Here is a 19,215-nt window from a genome sequence, read left to right as displayed (position 1 = left end):
TGTCTTTTTTTAGTTTCCCATATATTTCTTGTCTTCTAAATTTAGGGGCAAATACTATATGATATTTACATCTCCATTTTGTATGTGATAAACTATTGTTGTCCAATTTATTCTCCTTGTTTTTATTGTGCATGTGGTTATCACAATTATATTACAAGTGAGAATTTTTTGGTCTTGAAGCTAAAGCTTAATTCCTCCACCTGCACAGCAGGTGGTTTTTTGTTTCGCTCACATCCGTTCGCTCAACTCACTTAAGTGAAGCAATAAAAAATAAGTCCCCATGGACTTATTTTTTGAATCCAACCATTCTCTCATCTCCCCAATAAAATACTGCAAAGGCGCCTGGGCCTATGTGGCTTCCTATTGTTGGACCTATATTTGAAACTTTGATTTCTTGATCTAGGTTTTTAAACTTTTCTTTAATTAATTCTATTAATTCTTCTATTATCTCAATATTATCAGCATGAGATATATAAATCTGATCATTATAATCTAGGCCATCATTTGCATTTGCCACCATTTTTTCTACGATTGTTTTTAATAACTTCTTCCTAGTTCTAATTTTACTTGTAACTATCATATGACCTGTATCATCTACTTCTATTAGTGGGCTTATATGAAGCATGCCACCAAGAGTAGCAGCAGTTTTTGATATCCTACCTCCCCTAGCAACATATTCTAAGTTCTCATTTGAAGTGTAATTTATGATATGTCTCTTGTTATCCTCTGCCCAATTATATAGGCTATCAATATCCATTCCTTCTTTTTTCAGCTGAGCAAGTTTTGAAGTAAGCATACCAAAACCAGCTGATGCCATTACAGAATCTACAGCATACATCTTTCTTTCTGGGAACTCTTCTTTTAGGATCTCAAGTGCATGAACTAAAGAATCAAATTGGCTAGACATACCTGATGAAAGGCATAAGTGAATAATATCTTTGCCATTTTTAAGTATCGGTTTAAAATATTCTACATAAGTATTGGTATTTATCCTAGATGTGCTAGGGCTTGCACCGTTTCTCATATTATCATAAAAAACTTTCATATCTAAACTTTGGCCAAAATCATCTAAGTATACTTGGCCATTTAATTCATAGTTAGCATTAATAATACTAATATCAAGTTGATCGACAAAAACAGGATCTAGATCTATGGTTGATTCAGAGCTTAAAATATAATCTGACATGAAATCCCCCTTTTCAGATACATTTCAATATTTTATATTTTATCACAATTTTAAAATTAGTCTATATAATCTTTAGTCAATGTAAGTATAATTTATATATAGTATAGTATGTTAAAAGAAAGACTAACTATTAAAAGTCAAGAGGTGAAACAAAGAAAATATAAGTAAAGATATTGATAAAAAATGAATAAAAATAAGCATGAAAAAGCACCCTAAAGTTTAAGATTAAAAATAGGGATCATAAAGTTTTTGCTAGTGAAATTGTATTTTTTCAAAAGAACCAGTAAATGGTAAAGGCTACGCCCGAGCAAAGCTCGTCATTTACAGAACCTTTTTCAAAAATTTGTAAACAGTTAAGCAAAAACTAACTCTGCACTTGATAAGGTTCATTCTTAGTAAGAACAGCAAAAATAGTATGACAAAGCTTTCTAGCAACTGCATTGGTAGCAACTAAATGATGCTTGCCTTCACTGATTTTCTTCTGATAATAATCAGAAAAAACAGGGTCACAAAATTCAGCTCTAAGAGCGGATTGAAAAAGAGCACGCCTTAAGTAAGGAGAACCTCTTTTACTCATATGATTGTAAGTAGATTCATATTCTCCAGACTGAGAAACGCTAGCATCCAAACCAGCATAAGCGACAAGTTTAGAAGGATTAGAAAATCTTTTAATATCACCAATCTCACCTAATATAGTAGCTGCATTAACAGAACCGATACCTGGAATAGTAGTAATTGGAGAATTAAGTTTTTCAAGTAAAACCTCAATTTCATTCTCAACATCAGAAACCTGATTTTGAATAAAAGAAATTTGCTCAATAAGCATTTTGATCTGAAGACTAAATGAGTCCAGGCAGAAATTAATACCAAAAGAAGAAGAAGCCTTTTTAGAAAGCTCATCAATCTTCTTAGAAGCATAGTTTTTCCTAGTAACATACTCAAGAAAAGTATTCAAACCATCAGAATTAATATCCTCAAAATCAGAAGGAGTAGAGAAATTTGAAAGAATTTCCTTAGAGGTCTTCCCAAAAATATTACTAAAAGAAGAGGCATATTCAGGGAAAACTTGATCTAAAAGTGCAATAGTTTTTCTTTTAAGATCACCAATTGAAGAAATGAGGTAGGACCTAAATCTGGAAAGATTTCTCAAAGACAAATAATCTTCATTAGAAAGTGAAGTCTCAACGAAATCTCCATATCTAAGAAGATCAGCTATTAAAAGAGAATCAATAATATCAGTTTTTCTCTTTCTGATTTCTACACCGCATCGCCAACCGTCAGTTTGGATTGGATTGATAACACGAACAGTAAAGTTTTTTTCAACAAGATAAGAGTATAGAGATAACCAATAATGACCAGTAGCTTCCATACCAACTTCAAGTTCATTTTTGAAAGTTTCTAGTTTAAGGATTAAACTCTCAGCACCATCAATGGAATTTGAAAAAGAAAAAGCTTTAAAAATAACTTTTTTCTTGTCATCAACTAATGAAGCAACATGAGTATTTTTACCAATATCAATACCTAAATAAAACAATTGAAACCTCATAAAAAAGTATTTTAGATAGACACCTCAAAATCTAATAACGTTACTGCCTTATGGTATATACGAAGTACCCTGAAAGGGTCAACATCTAACTTATTCGTAAACAGTTAAAAGATTAGAGGACTCACTCTTTCAAGTACGAGATTAAATCTCAAGGAAGGAACGAGTACACTCTATCTATTAACAATATTATACAGTAAAACTGAATAATACTTAGTCGAAAAAGGGTTATAGGTTACCTTTAACAACCTAAATACATTATATAAGGAATAATATGCATTACACAGGACAAGTATACAGACCACCCCTAGAAGCTTATACTCCGCTTTTGGAAGTAACATACGGGTGTTCACACAATAAGTGTGCTTTTTGCACAATGTACAATAAAACAAAATTTGGCATCTCACCATTAGAAGATGTTGAAGAAGATATAATAGAATTATCAAAGTCTCCAATGAGAGCATTTAAGCCTATGGATAGGATATATTTATTAAATGGAGATCCATTTGTTTTAGAGACTGAAAGATTGCTTAAAATCTCTCAATTAATAAAAAAACACATACCAGAAGTAGAAACCATAACCGCTTATTGCTCTTTTTATAATTTAGAGAATAAGTCCAAAGAAGATATGATAAAACTTAAGGAAGCTGGTTACAATGAACTGTGGTTTGGTGTTGAAACAGGTTATCAAAAAGTTTTAGATTATATCAATAAAGGAACTGATTTGGATGGATATTACAGGGGCCTAGATAAGATGAAATCTGCTGAAATTGACTACCATGCAATAATAATGCAAGGCATAGCTGGCGCTGGAAAATCAAAAGAAAATGCTATAGAAACTGCCAAAGTTCTAAATTACTATCCTCCAGTTGGAGTATATGTGATGAGTACTGCTGTTATGGAAGGATCTCCACTATATTATATGAGAGAACGCGGAGAATTTGTAGAAACTACAAACAGAGAAAATTTGGAAGAACAAATTGCGCTTCTTGAAAACCTAGACTTGCCAGATACAGTATTGTATTCATCTGGGCATATGGTAAATATGGTAAATGTAAGTGGTCATTTGGATAAAAAAGATATAATGATAGACAAATTGAAAAATGCCTTAGAAACTATAGACCCGAAAGTCTTAGATATGACCAACCAAAGAATTGCCATGTAAACTCCCGCTAGCTACGAGAGTTTTTCATATCTATTATCACAGCTATTATAATTGAAATTATAGATCCTATTATTGCACCCAGGGCAGGAGAAAATATAATCATGGATATAATTGTGATAAGTAAGGTATAGATAGGTTTTAAACCCACACTCTTTCCAAAGATTAATGGTTGAAGTACTTGTTCAATCACAAAGGATAAGATAAATATAATTATTAAAATAAAAGCTAGCTTATTATTAGTTTGAACAAAGGCTATTATTGACCAAGGTATGAGAATTATTCCCGAGCCTAAGACTGGTAACATATCAATTACTGCAATGGCAAAGGCCACGAGACCAAAATACGGCACATTTCCTATGTATAGACCAAATAATAGCAATGCAAAGCATATAGCTGATGTTATCAAAGATGATTTTATATATTCTTTTATTCCTATGCCAGTTTTTCTCAAAAATTCTTTAAATAAATCCATTATTCTCTTCTTTCAATTTGTTTTTTATAATCTCTGAGATCCTATCAAAAATAAAAGATCCGACATTAATTATAAAGTAATCCTCGTCAACATCTGGATTTGGATAATAATATGCCTTGCTTATTTGGGTGCCATCTATATTGGAAATCTTTTCTATAAAACAAAAACCAAATATAAGATATTGAACATTTGGAATCTAGGATATAAAAATAAGAATCTTTCTAGGTCTTCAAAATACTGGTAGAAGCTTCCACGGGCTATTCCCAGCCTTTCAACGATAGTTTTTACGCTAACATCAGCAAATGGTTTTTGGGAAAATTCTGATATAAGAACTTCTGTAATTTTCGCCCTTTTTTCTTCTTCTAGATTATAAAAAGTATCCTTTGCCAACATAGTCTCCTTAAAATTGCGAAATGTCACTAGAATATTATAAGTGACACGGTGTCACTTATCAAATAAAAAATTTATTCCTTTTTATTTTTATCTTCTTGTTTGGAATTTATAATTCCTACAACTACACCTAAGAGAAGCCCCACTCCGATACCTACCGGTACATTTCCTCTAGCCGAACCAATTGATGCACCAAGCGCCAAACCCAAACCTACCCAAGTCCCCATTTTGCTATCCATAAAATCCTCCTATTTTACACATCTTTCTTAAAACAAATTATTCTATTTGCCTCGCTAAATCCAATGGCCAGATGAAAAGCAAGACTGTCTAAATTAGACAATTCACAATCACTCGCAAATTCCTTTATCCCAAACGATTTCGCCCAATTTTCACAAGCTTCTACCAATTGGCGAGCGTAATTATTGTTTCTATAATTATCGTCAATAAATACACCTTCAAGATATCCAATCGGAGAAGATTCACAACCTTCTACATAATCATAACGGATAGAAGCATTGGCAAATCCAATAGCTTTACCATCTAAATATTTGATAAAACTTGCCATATTAGGATCATCGACAAAATCATCAAACTCTTTTTCTAATTCTTCTATCGAGTCATTGTCCCATATTTTTATTGCCATTTGAGCTATTGTTTTTGAATCATTTTTATTCGCTACTTTAATCATCTTATTATACCCTATAGATTGTAATTTGATCTTAAATCTAAAAACATATAGTCCGTATCAAAATACTCACCTTCAATTTTCATATCTAATGGTATAGTTCCAGTCTTTTTGAAATCAAATTTGTTGTATAGATTGATAGCTCTCTCATTATCACTTCTAACTCTTAATTCTATTGCTTCAAGACCTGATTGTTTGGAAAATTTTATTAATTTAGTTAATAAATCCTGTCCAATCCCCTGGCCCCAATATTCTCTTTTAATTGAAATACCTAAAGCCGCCTTATGCTTCATCCTATTTTTGCTGTTGGCAGAAATATTTCCAATACCTATAATGTCATCTTCAAGGCATACAAGTAAAAATATTGATTTATCACTATTATATATATTCTCTAAAATTTTTTCTTCTTCATCAATTGTGAGATCTATTCCCTCACTTCCGAAAGTAAGATTGTTAGTTTGACCTCCAACTATCTTAATATAGCGAAGAACTTTCTCTGCATCTTCCTTTTTTGCTTCTCTTATAAGATAATTACTCATAAAGTCTCCCCTATCATTATTAACTATTTGATATCTTTTATATAAATCTGGCAGGGATTCCAGCTATCCCACATGTCAGGGAAGCATTCAAGTTCAACATAGCCCATAGCCTTATAAAAATCATTTGTTATATCGTATTCAGGGTAGTGTCCACTTTGAACAGTCTTAACTTGTGAATATGAAAATCCTAATTCTTTAGCCATTCTTTCATAGGCTTCATTAAGTTTTCTTCCAATTCCTTTCCTATGAAATTCTTTTTTGATACCCATTACAAATATGTCTGCAGTATCTGGGCTTGTTGAATTTAAAACAATAAAGCCAGCTAGCTTGCTATCAATATAGGCAACAAGGTATGGCATATCCCTAGAATCTTTTATATAATTTTCAATAGATTCTGGCATACCAAACCATTCCGGGAGACTAAAAAGAATTTCTCTAGCAATAGTCTCCTTTTTACTAGGTTCTTTTACTTCTATTACTTTTATTTCCATTTTTCTAAGCACCACTTGTTAAAATAAATCTATGTTAGAAAAGAAATTAGCTTCATTGCCATTTTCTCTTATTAAATCCATCAAATCTGTCACTTTAAGCCAAATTGTGGCTGTATTTTCATTTGGATGGCAGGCTATTAATTGGTCTTCCTTGTCAAAATATTTGTCTAAATAAAATTCTACTTTGTGGTCTTTCTCGTTTAATATGCTTAATGGGCTTACTGAACCTTGAACTACATTTAGAACTTCAGCTAATTGTTCATTGTCAGCAAAGTTTAGGGATTTTATGCCATGATCTTTCTTGAATTTTTTAAGATTCGCTTTTTTATCCCCATGAACAGTTATTAAATAATATTTATCATTCTTTTTGTCATAAACAAATACATTTTTGGCATCAGCGTTAGTTACAGGCAAATCCATGCCTACCAAGTCGTCCATAGAATAGACTGGCTCATGATCTAATCTCACATATTCAATTCCCTTTGAATCCAAAAATTTAAATACCTCTTCTTTGTTCATTTTTACCTCCTACATATTATCCTTCACACTAACTGCAATAATTCTTGATTCTGCTCTCTTTTCTCCACGAACTTCCATGGTCATATTTACTATGGCTTTTCTGTCGGTAATCTCTTCTAAAGTTGATATTACAGTTATTTCTTCATTCATTGGTACTGGCTTTTTGAAGTCTACTTCTAGTCTTGCGGTTATATATCTTCCAATTACAGTTTCTTCTGTAAGTTCTAATCCCTTGTTTTTGTGATTGAAGTATGCTGCTGAGGCAGTTCCATGGCAATCAAATATCATTGCAATCATACCACCGAAGAGGTTTTGAGGTACTCCTCCTGTAAATTTCTCATCTGGAATGACCTTACAAATCACACTTTTTCCATCTTCGCTTGGATAAGATTTCAAATGCATACCAGTTTCATTTTGTACTCCACATCCCCAGCAATGTTGGAAACGTTCACCGTAGGTGTCTTGGATAGCTACTTTGTTTTGTTTTTCTTCTTTCATATTTTCCCTCTTCTAATTTTATCTTATATATGTTTTTAATGGACAAGTTTTATTATTATCGGTCATTCCCATAGCTTGGTAAAAAGAATTTGACCTGATATCATCAGCATCCGTTATTAGCATAAACGTTCTTACATCTTTGAAATGATTAGAGACTAGGCTGTATAGTTTTTTCCCTATTCCTTGCCTATAATAATCAGGATCTACAATTAAATCCTGGATAAAGACTATATGTTCACCATCACCTACACATCTGATAAATCCGACAAGTAATCCATCGTCAAATGCTCCAAGTACATATATTGAATTTTTAAATGATCTTTTTAGTTTTTCTACATCATCAAGATAGGCTGTCCATCCGTTTTTTTCATAGATACTTAACACTTGATTTATCAGTTCAGTATCAAATGTTTGATAATTTATTTCATCCATTTTCATCTTCCAAGTCTATATGTCTCATACTCTTCCAAAGACTCACCCTTTATCCACTTTGTTGCCATGGTTGCTCCTATTTTCGAGTAAACAGTACCATTTCCGCCTACACCACATATTACAAAGATATCATCATTTTCTGGATCTATGCCCATGTATGGCAGGTTGTCCTTGCTTATTCCAAAAAGTGCTGTGTAGGAGTAGTTAGTTTCTATATTGTATTTTTCTACAAGCATAGAATTAGCACCTTTTTCTAGGTCTTTATCTCTCTTTCCCACATCCTTATCCTTTATCGTATCAGATTTTTCATCAAATCCACCTATCATAAGTCTATTGTCAAAAGTTTTCTTAAAGTAGGTATAGGCATCTTTTACTTCCCAAACTAATAAATCTTCGTAGCCTTTATCTTCTACTTTGTTAGTAACTGATACGTAGGTTTTATAAATTTCAACATTCTCAAGGTTTTTCTTAAATTGATTAGGTGGATTGTAGCCTGTTGCAATTACAATCTTTTTGTAAGATTTATTTATTTTCTGTCCACCTATTTCAAGACTGACAATATTTTCATCATTTATCTTCTCACATTTTATAAATTTTACACCCTCTACAATTTCTAAATTATAATTTTCAACAGCGGTTTTTAGCAAACGAAGTACAAAGGCATAGGGATTTAGGTTAATATCTGGTCCACATAATAGGCCACCATATGCTTTTAAATTGTAATCAGCAATCTGGTCATAGTTTAAATATTTAACATCATAACCAATTTCTTTTTGCATCTTTGTTTCTTCTTGGACATCAGATGCTTTCTTCATCTCTGTTGCAAGTATCAAGCTATTTTCTGTTTTAAAATCATCTTCTTTATCACTAATCAATTCTTCATTTATTGCAATCAAATCATTCACAGCTTCTTTTGATTGATTATAAAATCTTATTGCAGCTTCTTTACCAATTTGCTCTGCAAATTTTTTAACCCCTTGGTCAGACATATATTGTATTAGGCCCGTATTTGCAGATGAAGATCCACTTGCAATTCTATTTTCTTCTATCATTGTAACCTTATATCCAGCTTTAGAAAGTTCATAAGCTGACAAGGCACCAGACATACCTGAACCTACTACAAGTACATCCGTATCAGTTTGAAAATTGTTGTGGATCTCTAATGAAATATTCTCTGTATTTGCTGGCCAAAATAAATTTCCTTTGTGTAATTTCATAAATCCTCTTTTATAAAATTTTATCTAAAGTTTCAATTATTTTCTTGCTCAAATTATCATCAAAAACGCCAGTTTCTACCCCATCTACTAATAATTCTATTAGTTCTTGTGGAGGAAATACTCCTTCATTTGCCATATATTCCATCATTTCTAACATTTGCAAAATTTCTTCATCACTAATTACATCAGAATTATCAGCATCATATGCCATTTGTGAATCTAGATAGTCAAAAAAGTGGTTTTTTACTTCTTCTAATTCCATTAAATTATCTTTGATAGATAAATTAATTTTGCTGTTAGCACAAATTTCTTTAAGTAGATTAAAGGTTCTTTTATCTGCTACATTGATTACTTCTGGGATACGATCAAGATTTACCAACATTTCAAAAAAACTATTTACAATTTCATTTGGATTCTTAGTGTAGTCTTCCACAGGATTTGTACTAATTGCTTCACCACTTCTCTTATCTACAGCCAACAAAATTTGAGGATAATGAGGAACAAATTCACTGTCTTCTACAGGTTCTGGTAAAATTACCAACTGACATTCCATTTGCCCAGACTTTTTAGCCTTTTTAATATTTTTTAAAATATTTATATTGATTATATTTGCTATAGGATAGCTAATTTCTTTATTCCAATCAACATTCAAACTATCCTTAATTTTGTAACTTTCGCCATCATTTTCAAGAGCCATAATGCTAGGCTCATCATAAATGCTATAAATATTTAAATCTTCTGTATTTGAATAGCCTAATATTTTTGACAAATCAATACTTGCACTAATGGCTTGCTTAATATAACTATAATCTTTTTCATTATCAAATTGTGTTAGTGGTGAAAATTTTACTGATTTTCTAAAATATGGAAATGTCAATGACCCTGTTATTTTTATACCGTGTTCTTTTTTAAACTTCCTAACTTCTTTTACTTCACCAGGATCTAAATCATCCTTATTACCGAATATCAGTTGGTGATTTTCCAAAAGTAGTGTTGAAACAAAATAATCATAATTAGAATAATCCATATTACTTTCGATAACTTTTTTAAAATTTAATAAATTATCCTCGCCAATTGTAAGATTTATAGCATTATATTCATTGCCTGCTCCCATGATATTAATAAATCCAATTTTATCGTCATTAAGTTTTATTGCAAAAAATTGGTCTTCTGATATTTTCTTCCATAGCTTAGTTTTTCTATATTCATAGGCAAGTTCATAAAGTTTGTCCATAATTGTTCCTTTAATCTTTATTTAATAAATGTTTTCTTTATAAGTTCTTTCTATTCCAAGTAATTTTTTTACATCATCCATAGAGACTTCTTCAATAGATTTGTGTGGCCAATTAGGATTATTATCTTTTTCTATAATCTTTGCCCTAATTCCTTCATTTACCATCTTTTCTTGTATTGAATTTTGGATGATTCTAAGGTCTCTGTCTATTACTTCTTTATAAGTTAGGTTCTTATCAGCAAAATATTTTTCAAATTGAACTGCTAGACTAAAGGGGTCTCTTTCTTTTAAAATAGCAAGTGTATTTTTTGCGAAATCATCACTAGCTTCATTTTTCTTAAGGTCATCAAAGATTTCTTCAATGCTAGGATGAGAAAAATACTTGTCAATTTTTTCCATACTTTTATCTATTTTGCTTTCTTCTAATTCTTGGCCAAAACTTTCTATGCTTTTGCTAAATTGATCTATAAGGTCCTTACCATCATAATCTTTGGAAAGTGAAAAGAGCTTATCAATTACATACTCATAGTCGCTTGATTTTATATAAATATCTGCAAAACCATATTTTATTAAATCAGACGCTTCTAGACTTGCACCACATAAACCTACATATTGACCAAGTACTTGTGGTAAACTTGATATAAATTTGCCTACACCCACATCTGGAGCAAAGCCAAGACTTGTTTCTGGCATAGCCCAATTTATATTTTCCTCAACTATTATAAAATCAGAATTGATACTAAGGCCAATGCCACCACCCATGGTTATCCCAAACCAATGGCTAATAATAGGCTTCTTGTAGGACGCTACATATTTATCAAGATCGAACTCATTTTTCAAAAGGCCATCTTTTTCCTTACAATTATCATTAACAAGGTAATCATAATACATGGACTTAAGGTCGCCTCCGGCAGAAAAACCTTTTTCTATAAGGCTATCTAAAAGAACTGCCTTGACCCTATCATCTTCCTCATATTTTTGTAGTATATTTCTGATACGATTAATAGCATTATCATCTAGGGCATTTAGTTGCCCCGGTCTATCCAAATAAATTATTCCAATATTTTCTTTTATTTTTTCTTTAATCATTCTCCATCCTCAAAATTATTTCGTAAGTTATTCTAACAAAAATTATCTTCATAGCTTATACTTACCCTTTATCATCTATATTTATTGATTATAAGGGATTTTACTAAATTAAAAGCTCCACTTATGTATTTAAGTGAAGCTTAGTTAATTTCTATTTTGTTGTTTCTAATACTATATTTATTGCTTTATCTATGTCAGTGTTTGGGTTTAAAAATGCTAATCTTAAGATTACTTCCCCATCTATACTTGATGGAATACACAAAATCTTTCCTTCTAGGGCCAAATCATTTGACCATTTTGCATAGTCATTAAGTTCCCAGCCTGTTCTTTTAAACACTACTATTGATAATGTTGGTTCCATTACCAATTCTAAGTGGTCACTATCTTTAATAGCTTGTGCACATTTTTTTGCGTTAGCAAGGCATTTTTCGATAGCTTCAGAATATTTTTTGCTACCATAAGTTACAAGTGAATACCAAAGTGGGAGCCCTCTTGTTCTCCTAGATAAATGAATAGCCATATCAGATGGATTGCTTTGGCTGTGATCAACTCCTTCAAGGTATTCTGCATGTTGTGAGAAAGTATTGTAAACTCTCTTAGGATCTCTATAAATCAAACAACAGCAATCGTATGGAGCAAACAGCCATTTATGTGGATCTACGATAAAAGAATCTGCATTTTCTATACCTTTATATAAGTCTCTCACACTTGGAGCCAATATTCCAGCCCCACCATAGGCACCATCTATATGTAGCCATATGCCATATTCTTTGCAAACCTTGCTGATAGAATCAATATCATCAATTGTTCCTGTGTTTGTAGTACCACAAGTTGCAACAACTGCGAATACCCCATCATTAGCTTCTATCAATTTCTTAACAGATTCACCAGTCATCCTGGCTTTATCATCTGTATCTGCTATTAAAACATCTACATCCAAGACTTTTGCAATAGTTCTAACTGATGAATGTGTGTCCTTTGATATGATTAGTTTGTAGCCTTCACTAGGTCTTCCCTTTGGATAGATATTTTCAGCTTCCCATTTATTTTTTGCATTATCTCTAGCACAAGCTAGAGCAGAAAGATTGCCATAAGTTCCTCCGGATACAAAAGTTCCAATAGCTTCCTCTGGCCAGCCAAGATTTTCTTTAAGCCAATCTACCACTTGATTTTCTGCATAAATAGCACCAGCTCCATTTTCCCATATACCACCAAATACATTAGCTGCAGAAACAACCTCATCAAAGGCAACTGCTGCCCTAGTAGGAGCACATGGAATATAAGCAAAATTCATAGGATCATCTGCTGAGCGTGTGGCCTTATTTAGACTTTCAAAAATATTTAAAGCTTCCTTTGGACCAATACCATCCTCTGTGATAGTATCGCCAACTGTATGCCTCAACTCTTTGGCTGAAAGAGCGGTGGTTTTAGGATCCGAACCAGAAACCGTCCTCTCCTTAGCCCAATTCAAAGCCAATTCCACAGATTCTTCTTCATAATTCCAAAATTTATTATCCATAATTCACCTCAAATATTAAGATTAATGGTTTTTAAAACAAACCCCTTACTAGTAAAATACATAAAAATTCAAAACTACGCAAGCACACGGTATGAATCACTAAAGTAATATGAATAAAATATTCTATTATTTTTAAGAGGATAATGTACAAAAATAATTCATAATAAAAAATAGTTTTAGAAAACAATTGTAAATCTAAAACTATTTTTAATCATGGTATCCATATCAAAATGACACTGAAAGTAGAGCTACTGAATATAATAAGTAAAATTATACAATCCCCGCATCCTTAATAACAGCCTTTATGATTTCTTGCTCTTTTAATGGTTTTGTAGTTGTTGTAAAGTCTTCTTTAACTTCTATATCTGGCTTTGTTTTGTCTAATTCATTGATGGATCCAGATTCTGTTATGCCAAGGCCGTCTGAAAATCTTAATACATAACCAGTTCTCGGAAGGTCAACTTGCATTGGGTCAAATCCTATGCCATCTCCACCGGTTCTTGTGCCGACTAATTTTGCTAGTTTTGTTTCTTTGCAAAATGATGCTAGCATTTCAGCAGATGAATACACTCCATCGTCAACCAAAAGATAAATATTGCCATTAAAACCAATAGTGTCATAAGCTGCTTCTACATAGTTTTCATCGCTTAGATAATAGTCAAAATCTTTTAAAATGTCTTTTGTTTTTTGATTAAAAGCGCTACTTTCTATGAATTCTTCAATATTTGATTTGTAGCCTTCCTGTTTTATTACTTTACTATTAAGCTTACCTGCTTTTATAAAACTATAGTTTATTGTTTGGTAATCATCGTCTAAAATTTTGGGAAGCAAAAACTCTTGCCAATATCTGGAGTCACCTCCTCCGTTTCCCCTAATGTCTATAATCAGATTAGAATAATTTTTTATTTCTTGTAAAAATTCTGCCAATACTTTTTCATCATTTTTTCTATACAAATCTCCGAGCATAGAATTTACTTTCATATAGGCTAATTTATTTTTTATTATTAAATCCGTTGTTAAATTATCAATATCTGATGAGTCTTCACTAGGATTATCTATATTTTCATTTATGTAATTTTTCACACTATGCTTGTCTATATTGTATCTTTTTCTTACATTTTCTTTCTCATATATCTTAGAAAAATCATGACGCCAATCAGCCTTTGGTGTGTGATAATAGCTTATATATAAGCTCATAGCAAATGACTCATCAATTAATCCTGTATGCCCATTGTTTAGTTCTCCTAAAACATCATTCATTCTATTATAAAAATCTAAGTCATTTTTGGATTCTCTTATGTAATCTTCATAATCTTTTTTATTATCAAGCCAATCTATACCATATGCCATTTTATTAATTTCAAAAAAAGGATAATATTTTTCTAATGTGTCATAAGCATAGTTAAAATCATATAAATAATCTTCAGTAGTTAGGTTAAATTCACTATTGTCAATTTCTTTTAAGTTTATTGTATTTATGTCATTATCTTTATTTTGATTAATATTGTTTACAAATGCTATTATTACTATTAAAATAGGGATAATTATAAGTAATTTTCTTTTCTTCATATAAGCTCCTAGGTATATTATTAGATAATTTTTATATTCTAATTATAATAAAATTGCAGATATAGTAAAAGCAAGCAATTAATAATTTTTTCATTAAAATGCTTGTTAAATGAATTTATTTAATATTGTGCTTTTCCATTCTTTGCTCGAATAAATCTGTGATTAGTTGTCTTAATTCTTCACCTTCTTTTTCTGGTAAATCTCCTGGTCTTTTGGCAATTTGATAAAGGTCTGGATGTTCATTTGCTATTTTTTCTACTGCCTTGGTTGTGGCATGACCTCTTACAAAAAATGGTATTTTCTTAATCCATTCTTCTGGCACCAATGCCAAAATTTTCTCAGCTGCTTCTTTGTCAGTAATCTCAGCTGTTGAAATCCCAACTTCAATTTGTTTTTGTTCCTTTTCGGTAAAATCTTCTATATTCATTATATCTTCCTTTTATTATTATAAATCTTTAACATCAATTACATCTATACCATTGTCTACAAGAAGTTTTGCAAATACTCCTTTTCCATCTACTAATTTACCCGAAAATGAACCATCATATATATTATTTACTCCGCAGGATGGACTTCTTGATTGGAGGATTACTAATTCCACTTGATTATCTATAACTTTATCCAAAGCTATTTGAGCACCTTTTTTGAATTCATAGTCTACTGACTTGCCATTTTCCAATTTGACTTCTCCGTCGACAATCTCTACCGGCTTTCTAGGTATGGGTAGGCCTCCCATTACTTCTGGGCATACACTTATAAAGTGCTTGCCTTTTAGGAATTCTACTAATTTTTTGCTATAGTTATTTCCTCCATTGTATTTGCAATTTTCTCCTAAAAGACAAGCGCTGACTGCAATTTTCATAATTAAACTTCTTTCTTCTATACTAAGCTTTAGTCATTAAATTTATCTCATATTTTAAGCTTTTTCTTTGTTGGTTAGTACCTTTCTTAGTAAAGTAATCCTCACTAACAACTCTACCTCCACACTTTTCTGCCACGCGTTTTGATGCTATATTATCTTCGTTAACAAAAATAGTTACTCTTTCGGCTCCTTTGCTTTTGGCGTATCCTATCAAGCCTTTTGCAATTTCAGTTGCATATCCATTGCCCCATAAATTTTTGTGCACACAATATGCTATATCATAGACTTTATCATCATCAGTTTTAATAAAACTGCAAGTACCTACCCTTTCCAAAGTATCTCTAAACACTGGTATCAGATAGTAACACTCCTCATCATCGCCCAATTTTTCTAGTTCTTTAAGATATTTCGGGTCTATCTCATATTTCGCCTCATCTGGAAGATACTCTCCCATTTCTGGATCATTCCAAATTTTATATGCCCAGAGAGCATCATCTTTGGTAAATCCTCTAATTAAAAGTCTAGGGGTTTCAATATTTTTAATTTTCATAAAATTCTTTGGCATAGCTTTGGGCTTCTAAGTAGATTGCATCGGCATCAAAAAATTCTTTTGCTCCTTTTATCCCTTCTTTTAAGACCAAAGTTCCAAGGCCTTGACGTCTATTCTTTGCTATAACTCTGCCTATCGCAACATCTTCACTTTCAACTCCCCTGTCTAAAACGCGAAAATATGCTAGAATTTCATCTCCATCTTTTATGTAAACGTGTATAGCATCTTGATCAAGGTTGTCAATCTCTTGGTAAAGGCACTCCTGCTCTAGGACAAATACATCAAACCTAAGTTTCAAAATATCGTAAAGTTCATTGATATCAAGTCCAATAAAACGTTTTCTATAAGTTTGCATAAACTAGTCCTCTATGCTAAATTTCTTCTATCTGAGCATATAAAATTTCTACAACCTCAGAAAATATATCAGCTGGTAATTTTTCTACATATTTAAATCCTCTTGCCTTTAAGTCTAGAGTTTTTACATGTTCACAGAGTATGACACCACTTGTTTGTGTTCTGTCATCCAAACGAATATGCAAGGGAAAATTGTTATCCGTATTAGTTATGGGACAAGCTATTACCAAATTAGTTTTTTGATTAAAAAAATTATTGCTTACTACTAAGGCTGGTCTATAACCAGCTTGTTCATGTCCTTTTTGAGGATTAAAGTTGACTTTTATTATATCGCCTTGATCTACCATATTTCATCTCCGATAGGATCTCCCCAATCAATATCTATGCTTTCATAATTTCCATCAAATCCCTCGAATAAATCCAAAATATTTTTTCTAGAATTTATTTTTTCAATTAATATTTTATTATCCTCTGTTTTGAGTTCCAACTCATCATTTTCGTTAATATCAAGTTCATCAAGAATTACTTTAGGTATCCTAATTCCTTGGCTATTTCCCCATTTTTGTAATTTCACAGTCATAGTATCTCCTCCTAATATGTATATACTTAGTATATACTTAGTATATACTTAGTATATACCCAATATTGAAAATAATCAATACAAATTTAAAAAACCCGCCTAATAATTATCAGACGAGTTTTTATAAATATTAAACAAGCATTATTTTTTCTAATTCAAGTGGTTCGATGTATTGGTCACCCTTGTAGGCTCTCATATTTCCACCAGATATTTCATCTATTAGTGCTACTTTGCCATCTTCTATTCTACCAAATTCAAATTTGATATCGTATAAGTCTAGTCCCTTTTTGCCTAATTCTTCTTTTACTATTTCTCCAATATTTAGAGCTAAGTCTTTGAGTTCTTCGTATTCTTCTTCTGTCATTATATTTAGTAATGCTAGGGCATCTTTTGTGATTAGTGGGTCATTTCTGTCGTCATCTTTTAATGTGATTTCTACATATGGATCGATTTTTGTTCCATTTTCTATATATTTACCATATCTTCTGATAAAAGATCCTACTGCATAGTATCTAACTATTACTTCTACACCTTGGCCAAATACTTCTGCTTTTTTGACAACTGCTTCATTTTTGTCTAAATCAGCTGATACGAAGTGAGTTGTAAGTCCCTTGTCATTTAGCTTTTCATAGAAGAATTTAGTCATTGCTACCGCTTGGTGGCCAGCACCTTCCATGGTTAGACCAACAGTATTTGCACCTGGATCAAATACACCATCGTTGCCAGTAACATCATCTTTAAATTTTAATAAATATTCTTCATCATTTAATTTGTAAACGTCTTTTGTTTTTCCTGTGTATACTTTTTCCATATTATGCTCCTTATAAATTAATTTTTATATCTTTATTTCCTTTTGTAACTTTACCTATTTTTCTAGCTTCATCGCCCAATAATTCTAAGGTCTTTTGCTCATCTTCTGGACTTACAAACACCACCATGCCTATGCCCATATTGAAGGTATGATACATTTCCTCAGTATCTATCTCGCCCCATTCCTGAATTTTCTTAAATATTGGGTCTATTTCAAATTCGGAAAGCTCAAATTTAACTGCTAAATCATCTTTTAGTACCCTTGGTACATTCTCATATAGGCCACCGCCTGTAATATTGGCGATAGCTTTAACTTCTACATTTTCAGTAAGGTCTTTAATTTCTTTTGCATAGATTTTTGTTGGTGTAAGTAACTTTTCTCCAATACTTTGATTATCATCAAATTTATCAGTTAAGTTTATACCAGCTTGGTCTAATGCTGCCCTTACTAGAGAAAATCCATTACTATGGATACCAGAAGATTTTAGTCCTATGGCCACATCGCCTTCTTCTAAGCTCTCTCCAGTTATTATTTTTTCTTTATCAACAATTCCTACTGCAAAGCCTGCAAGGTCATAGTCATCTTCCTTGTATATGCCTGGCATTTCTGCAGTTTCTCCGCCGATTAGGGCAGCGTCTGATTGCAAACATCCTTGTGCTACACCACTGACTAAATCAGCCATTTTCTTTGGATTTAATTTACCAGTTGCTATATAATCTAGAAAAAATAGTGGTTTTGCACCTTGGCAAATAATGTCGTTTATACACATAGCTACGCAATCTATGCCAACTGTGTCGTGTTTGTCCATTTCCATGGCAAGTTTTATTTTTGTACCAACTCCATCTGTACCACTTAATAAAACTGGGTTTTTCATGCCAGTTAAATCAGGAAGAAAGGCACCTGCAAAACCACCTATGTCTGTTAAGACTTCTTTGCCATGAGTTTTCTTCACAATTTGTTTAATTAGCTCTACTTCCTCGTAGCCCTTTTCCTTATCTACTCCTGCATCCTTGTATGTGAGTTTTGCCATTATATTTCCTCAAGGTTTTTGTCATCTTCTATGACTTTGTCTAACATTTCTTTCTTGTGATCTTTTAATTTTTGAGAAAGATTTTCATCAGATAGAGCCAAGATTTGAATTGCTAGTAGGGCTGCATTATCTCCACCATTTATAGCAACAGTTGCAACAGGAACTCCCTTTGGCATTTGTACCATGGAAAGGAGTGCATCAAGTCCAGCAGTATTGCTGCCTCCGACTGGTAGGCCGATTACTGGTTTTATTGTCATTCCTGCCATTACTCCAGCAAGATGAGCTGCCATGCCTGCTATACCTATATAAACTTTTGCATCATCGGCTGCCATTGTTTTTTCTAGGACATCTAGGGCACGGTGAGCAGAAATTACTGAAACTTTGTAATCAATATCAAATTTCTTTAATATTTTAGTAACTTTCTTTGCAATTTCAACATCGCTTGCTGAACCCATTATTACTCTAACATCTGTCATTTTT

General features: G+C 32.1%; 26 protein-coding genes. 1 reads left to right on the top strand and 25 read right to left on the bottom strand.

Going from position 1 to position 19,215, the window contains the following annotated elements; all coding sequences use genetic code 11:
* Positions 1-286 precede the first annotated feature (286 nt).
* Both BN38_RS00545 and BN38_RS00540 read right to left on the bottom strand, forming a co-directional pair.
* Positions 287-1,186, bottom strand: a complete 900-nt coding sequence (locus BN38_RS00545; RefSeq protein WP_044564974.1) for a DegV family protein — start codon at positions 1,184-1,186, stop codon at positions 287-289.
* A 364-nt stretch (positions 1,187-1,550) separates the two neighbouring features.
* Positions 1,551-2,720, bottom strand: a complete 1,170-nt coding sequence (locus BN38_RS00540; protein WP_044564973.1) for an IS110 family RNA-guided transposase — start codon at positions 2,718-2,720, stop codon at positions 1,551-1,553.
* Positions 2,721-3,003: 283 nt separating this feature from the next.
* Between BN38_RS00540 and BN38_RS00535 the strand changes: the two genes are divergently transcribed.
* Positions 3,004-3,894, top strand: coding sequence for a radical SAM protein (locus tag BN38_RS00535; RefSeq protein WP_044564972.1), 891 nt, complete (start codon positions 3,004-3,006; stop codon positions 3,892-3,894).
* Between the two features lie 7 nt (positions 3,895-3,901).
* Here BN38_RS00535 and BN38_RS00530 read toward each other — a convergent pair whose 3' ends face one another.
* The 23 genes from BN38_RS00530 to purE all read right to left on the bottom strand — a co-directional run bounded on the left by BN38_RS00530 (position 3,902) and on the right by purE (position 19,211).
* Positions 3,902-4,366: an AI-2E family transporter gene (locus BN38_RS00530; protein WP_044564971.1), complete on the bottom strand. Its 465-nt coding sequence runs from the start codon at positions 4,364-4,366 to the stop codon at positions 3,902-3,904.
* A gap of 153 nt (positions 4,367-4,519) precedes the next feature.
* Positions 4,520-4,756 carry a TetR/AcrR family transcriptional regulator gene (locus BN38_RS00525; RefSeq protein WP_049944401.1) on the bottom strand — a complete coding sequence of 79 codons (237 nt, stop codon included), beginning with the start codon at positions 4,754-4,756 and terminating at the stop codon, positions 4,520-4,522.
* 74 nt (positions 4,757-4,830) lie between these two features.
* Positions 4,831-4,995 carry a hypothetical protein gene (locus BN38_RS11075; protein WP_230197690.1) on the bottom strand — a complete coding sequence of 55 codons (165 nt, stop codon included), beginning with the start codon at positions 4,993-4,995 and terminating at the stop codon, positions 4,831-4,833.
* Positions 4,996-5,009: 14 nt separating this feature from the next.
* The gene (gene aac(6') / locus BN38_RS00520; RefSeq protein ID WP_044564970.1) at positions 5,010-5,444 is read right to left on the bottom strand and encodes an aminoglycoside 6'-N-acetyltransferase; all 435 of its coding nucleotides are present in this window, start codon (positions 5,442-5,444) and stop codon (positions 5,010-5,012) included.
* 11 nt (positions 5,445-5,455) lie between these two features.
* Positions 5,456-5,980 carry a GNAT family N-acetyltransferase gene (locus BN38_RS00515; protein WP_044564969.1) on the bottom strand — a complete coding sequence of 175 codons (525 nt, stop codon included), beginning with the start codon at positions 5,978-5,980 and terminating at the stop codon, positions 5,456-5,458.
* A gap of 23 nt (positions 5,981-6,003) precedes the next feature.
* The gene (locus tag BN38_RS00510; protein ID WP_044564968.1) at positions 6,004-6,471 is read right to left on the bottom strand and encodes a GNAT family N-acetyltransferase; all 468 of its coding nucleotides are present in this window, start codon (positions 6,469-6,471) and stop codon (positions 6,004-6,006) included.
* Positions 6,472-6,489: 18 nt separating this feature from the next.
* Entirely contained in the window at positions 6,490-6,990 is a 501-nt protein-coding gene (locus tag BN38_RS00505) for a YbaK/EbsC family protein (protein ID WP_044564967.1), read from the bottom strand.
* A 9-nt stretch (positions 6,991-6,999) separates the two neighbouring features.
* Positions 7,000-7,488, bottom strand: a complete 489-nt coding sequence (locus BN38_RS00500; protein WP_044564966.1) for a hotdog family protein — start codon at positions 7,486-7,488, stop codon at positions 7,000-7,002.
* A gap of 18 nt (positions 7,489-7,506) precedes the next feature.
* Positions 7,507-7,920, bottom strand: coding sequence for a GNAT family N-acetyltransferase (locus tag BN38_RS00495; protein WP_044564965.1), 414 nt, complete (start codon positions 7,918-7,920; stop codon positions 7,507-7,509).
* Positions 7,921-7,922: 2 nt separating this feature from the next.
* The gene (locus BN38_RS00490; protein ID WP_044564964.1) at positions 7,923-9,137 is read right to left on the bottom strand and encodes an NAD(P)/FAD-dependent oxidoreductase; all 1,215 of its coding nucleotides are present in this window, start codon (positions 9,135-9,137) and stop codon (positions 7,923-7,925) included.
* A gap of 10 nt (positions 9,138-9,147) precedes the next feature.
* Positions 9,148-10,371 carry a DUF6930 domain-containing protein gene (locus BN38_RS00485; RefSeq protein ID WP_044564963.1) on the bottom strand — a complete coding sequence of 408 codons (1,224 nt, stop codon included), beginning with the start codon at positions 10,369-10,371 and terminating at the stop codon, positions 9,148-9,150.
* A gap of 21 nt (positions 10,372-10,392) precedes the next feature.
* On the bottom strand, positions 10,393-11,460 hold the full coding sequence (locus tag BN38_RS00480) for an enoyl-CoA hydratase/isomerase family protein (protein WP_044564962.1): 1,068 nt from the start codon (positions 11,458-11,460) through the stop codon (positions 10,393-10,395).
* Positions 11,461-11,611: 151 nt separating this feature from the next.
* Positions 11,612-12,979 (bottom strand): pyridoxal phosphate-dependent decarboxylase family protein, encoded by a 1,368-nt coding sequence (locus BN38_RS00475; RefSeq protein WP_044564961.1) that lies wholly within the window; start codon positions 12,977-12,979, stop codon positions 11,612-11,614.
* A 270-nt stretch (positions 12,980-13,249) separates the two neighbouring features.
* Entirely contained in the window at positions 13,250-14,548 is a 1,299-nt protein-coding gene (locus BN38_RS00470) for a S41 family peptidase (protein ID WP_044564960.1), read from the bottom strand.
* A gap of 115 nt (positions 14,549-14,663) precedes the next feature.
* Positions 14,664-14,975, bottom strand: coding sequence for a hypothetical protein (locus tag BN38_RS00465; RefSeq protein WP_044564959.1), 312 nt, complete (start codon positions 14,973-14,975; stop codon positions 14,664-14,666).
* An 18-nt stretch (positions 14,976-14,993) separates the two neighbouring features.
* Positions 14,994-15,410 carry a DUF523 domain-containing protein gene (locus tag BN38_RS00460; protein WP_044564958.1) on the bottom strand — a complete coding sequence of 139 codons (417 nt, stop codon included), beginning with the start codon at positions 15,408-15,410 and terminating at the stop codon, positions 14,994-14,996.
* Positions 15,411-15,432: 22 nt separating this feature from the next.
* Positions 15,433-15,975, bottom strand: a complete 543-nt coding sequence (locus BN38_RS00455; protein ID WP_230197689.1) for a GNAT family N-acetyltransferase — start codon at positions 15,973-15,975, stop codon at positions 15,433-15,435.
* Positions 15,950-16,315, bottom strand: coding sequence for a GNAT family N-acetyltransferase (locus BN38_RS00450; protein WP_084593712.1), 366 nt, complete (start codon positions 16,313-16,315; stop codon positions 15,950-15,952). Before BN38_RS00450 ends, BN38_RS00455 begins: the two co-directional genes overlap by 26 nt.
* Positions 16,316-16,331: 16 nt before the next feature.
* The gene (locus BN38_RS00445) at positions 16,332-16,661 is read right to left on the bottom strand and encodes a type II toxin-antitoxin system PemK/MazF family toxin (protein ID WP_044564957.1); all 330 of its coding nucleotides are present in this window, start codon (positions 16,659-16,661) and stop codon (positions 16,332-16,334) included.
* On the bottom strand, positions 16,655-16,894 hold the full coding sequence (locus tag BN38_RS00440; RefSeq protein ID WP_044564956.1) for an AbrB/MazE/SpoVT family DNA-binding domain-containing protein: 240 nt from the start codon (positions 16,892-16,894) through the stop codon (positions 16,655-16,657). The genes BN38_RS00445 and BN38_RS00440 overlap by 7 nt, the downstream gene beginning before the upstream one ends.
* 130 nt (positions 16,895-17,024) lie before the next feature.
* Entirely contained in the window at positions 17,025-17,705 is a 681-nt protein-coding gene (locus tag BN38_RS00435; protein WP_044564955.1) for a phosphoribosylaminoimidazolesuccinocarboxamide synthase, read from the bottom strand.
* Positions 17,706-17,715: 10 nt separating this feature from the next.
* Entirely contained in the window at positions 17,716-18,735 is a 1,020-nt protein-coding gene (gene purM / locus BN38_RS00430; RefSeq protein WP_044564954.1) for a phosphoribosylformylglycinamidine cyclo-ligase, read from the bottom strand.
* Entirely contained in the window at positions 18,735-19,211 is a 477-nt protein-coding gene (gene purE / locus BN38_RS00425) for a 5-(carboxyamino)imidazole ribonucleotide mutase (RefSeq protein WP_044564953.1), read from the bottom strand. The genes purM and purE overlap by 1 nt, the downstream gene beginning before the upstream one ends.
* Positions 19,212-19,215: the final 4 nt, after the last annotated feature.

Origin of the sequence: Anaerococcus provencensis (assembly GCF_000312365.2) — a bacterium.
Taxonomy (GTDB): Bacteria; Bacillota; Clostridia; order Tissierellales; family Peptoniphilaceae; genus Anaerococcus; species Anaerococcus provencensis.
The sequence above is the reverse complement of the archived record's forward strand: the minus strand, read 5'-3'. Positions and strand labels throughout refer to the sequence as shown.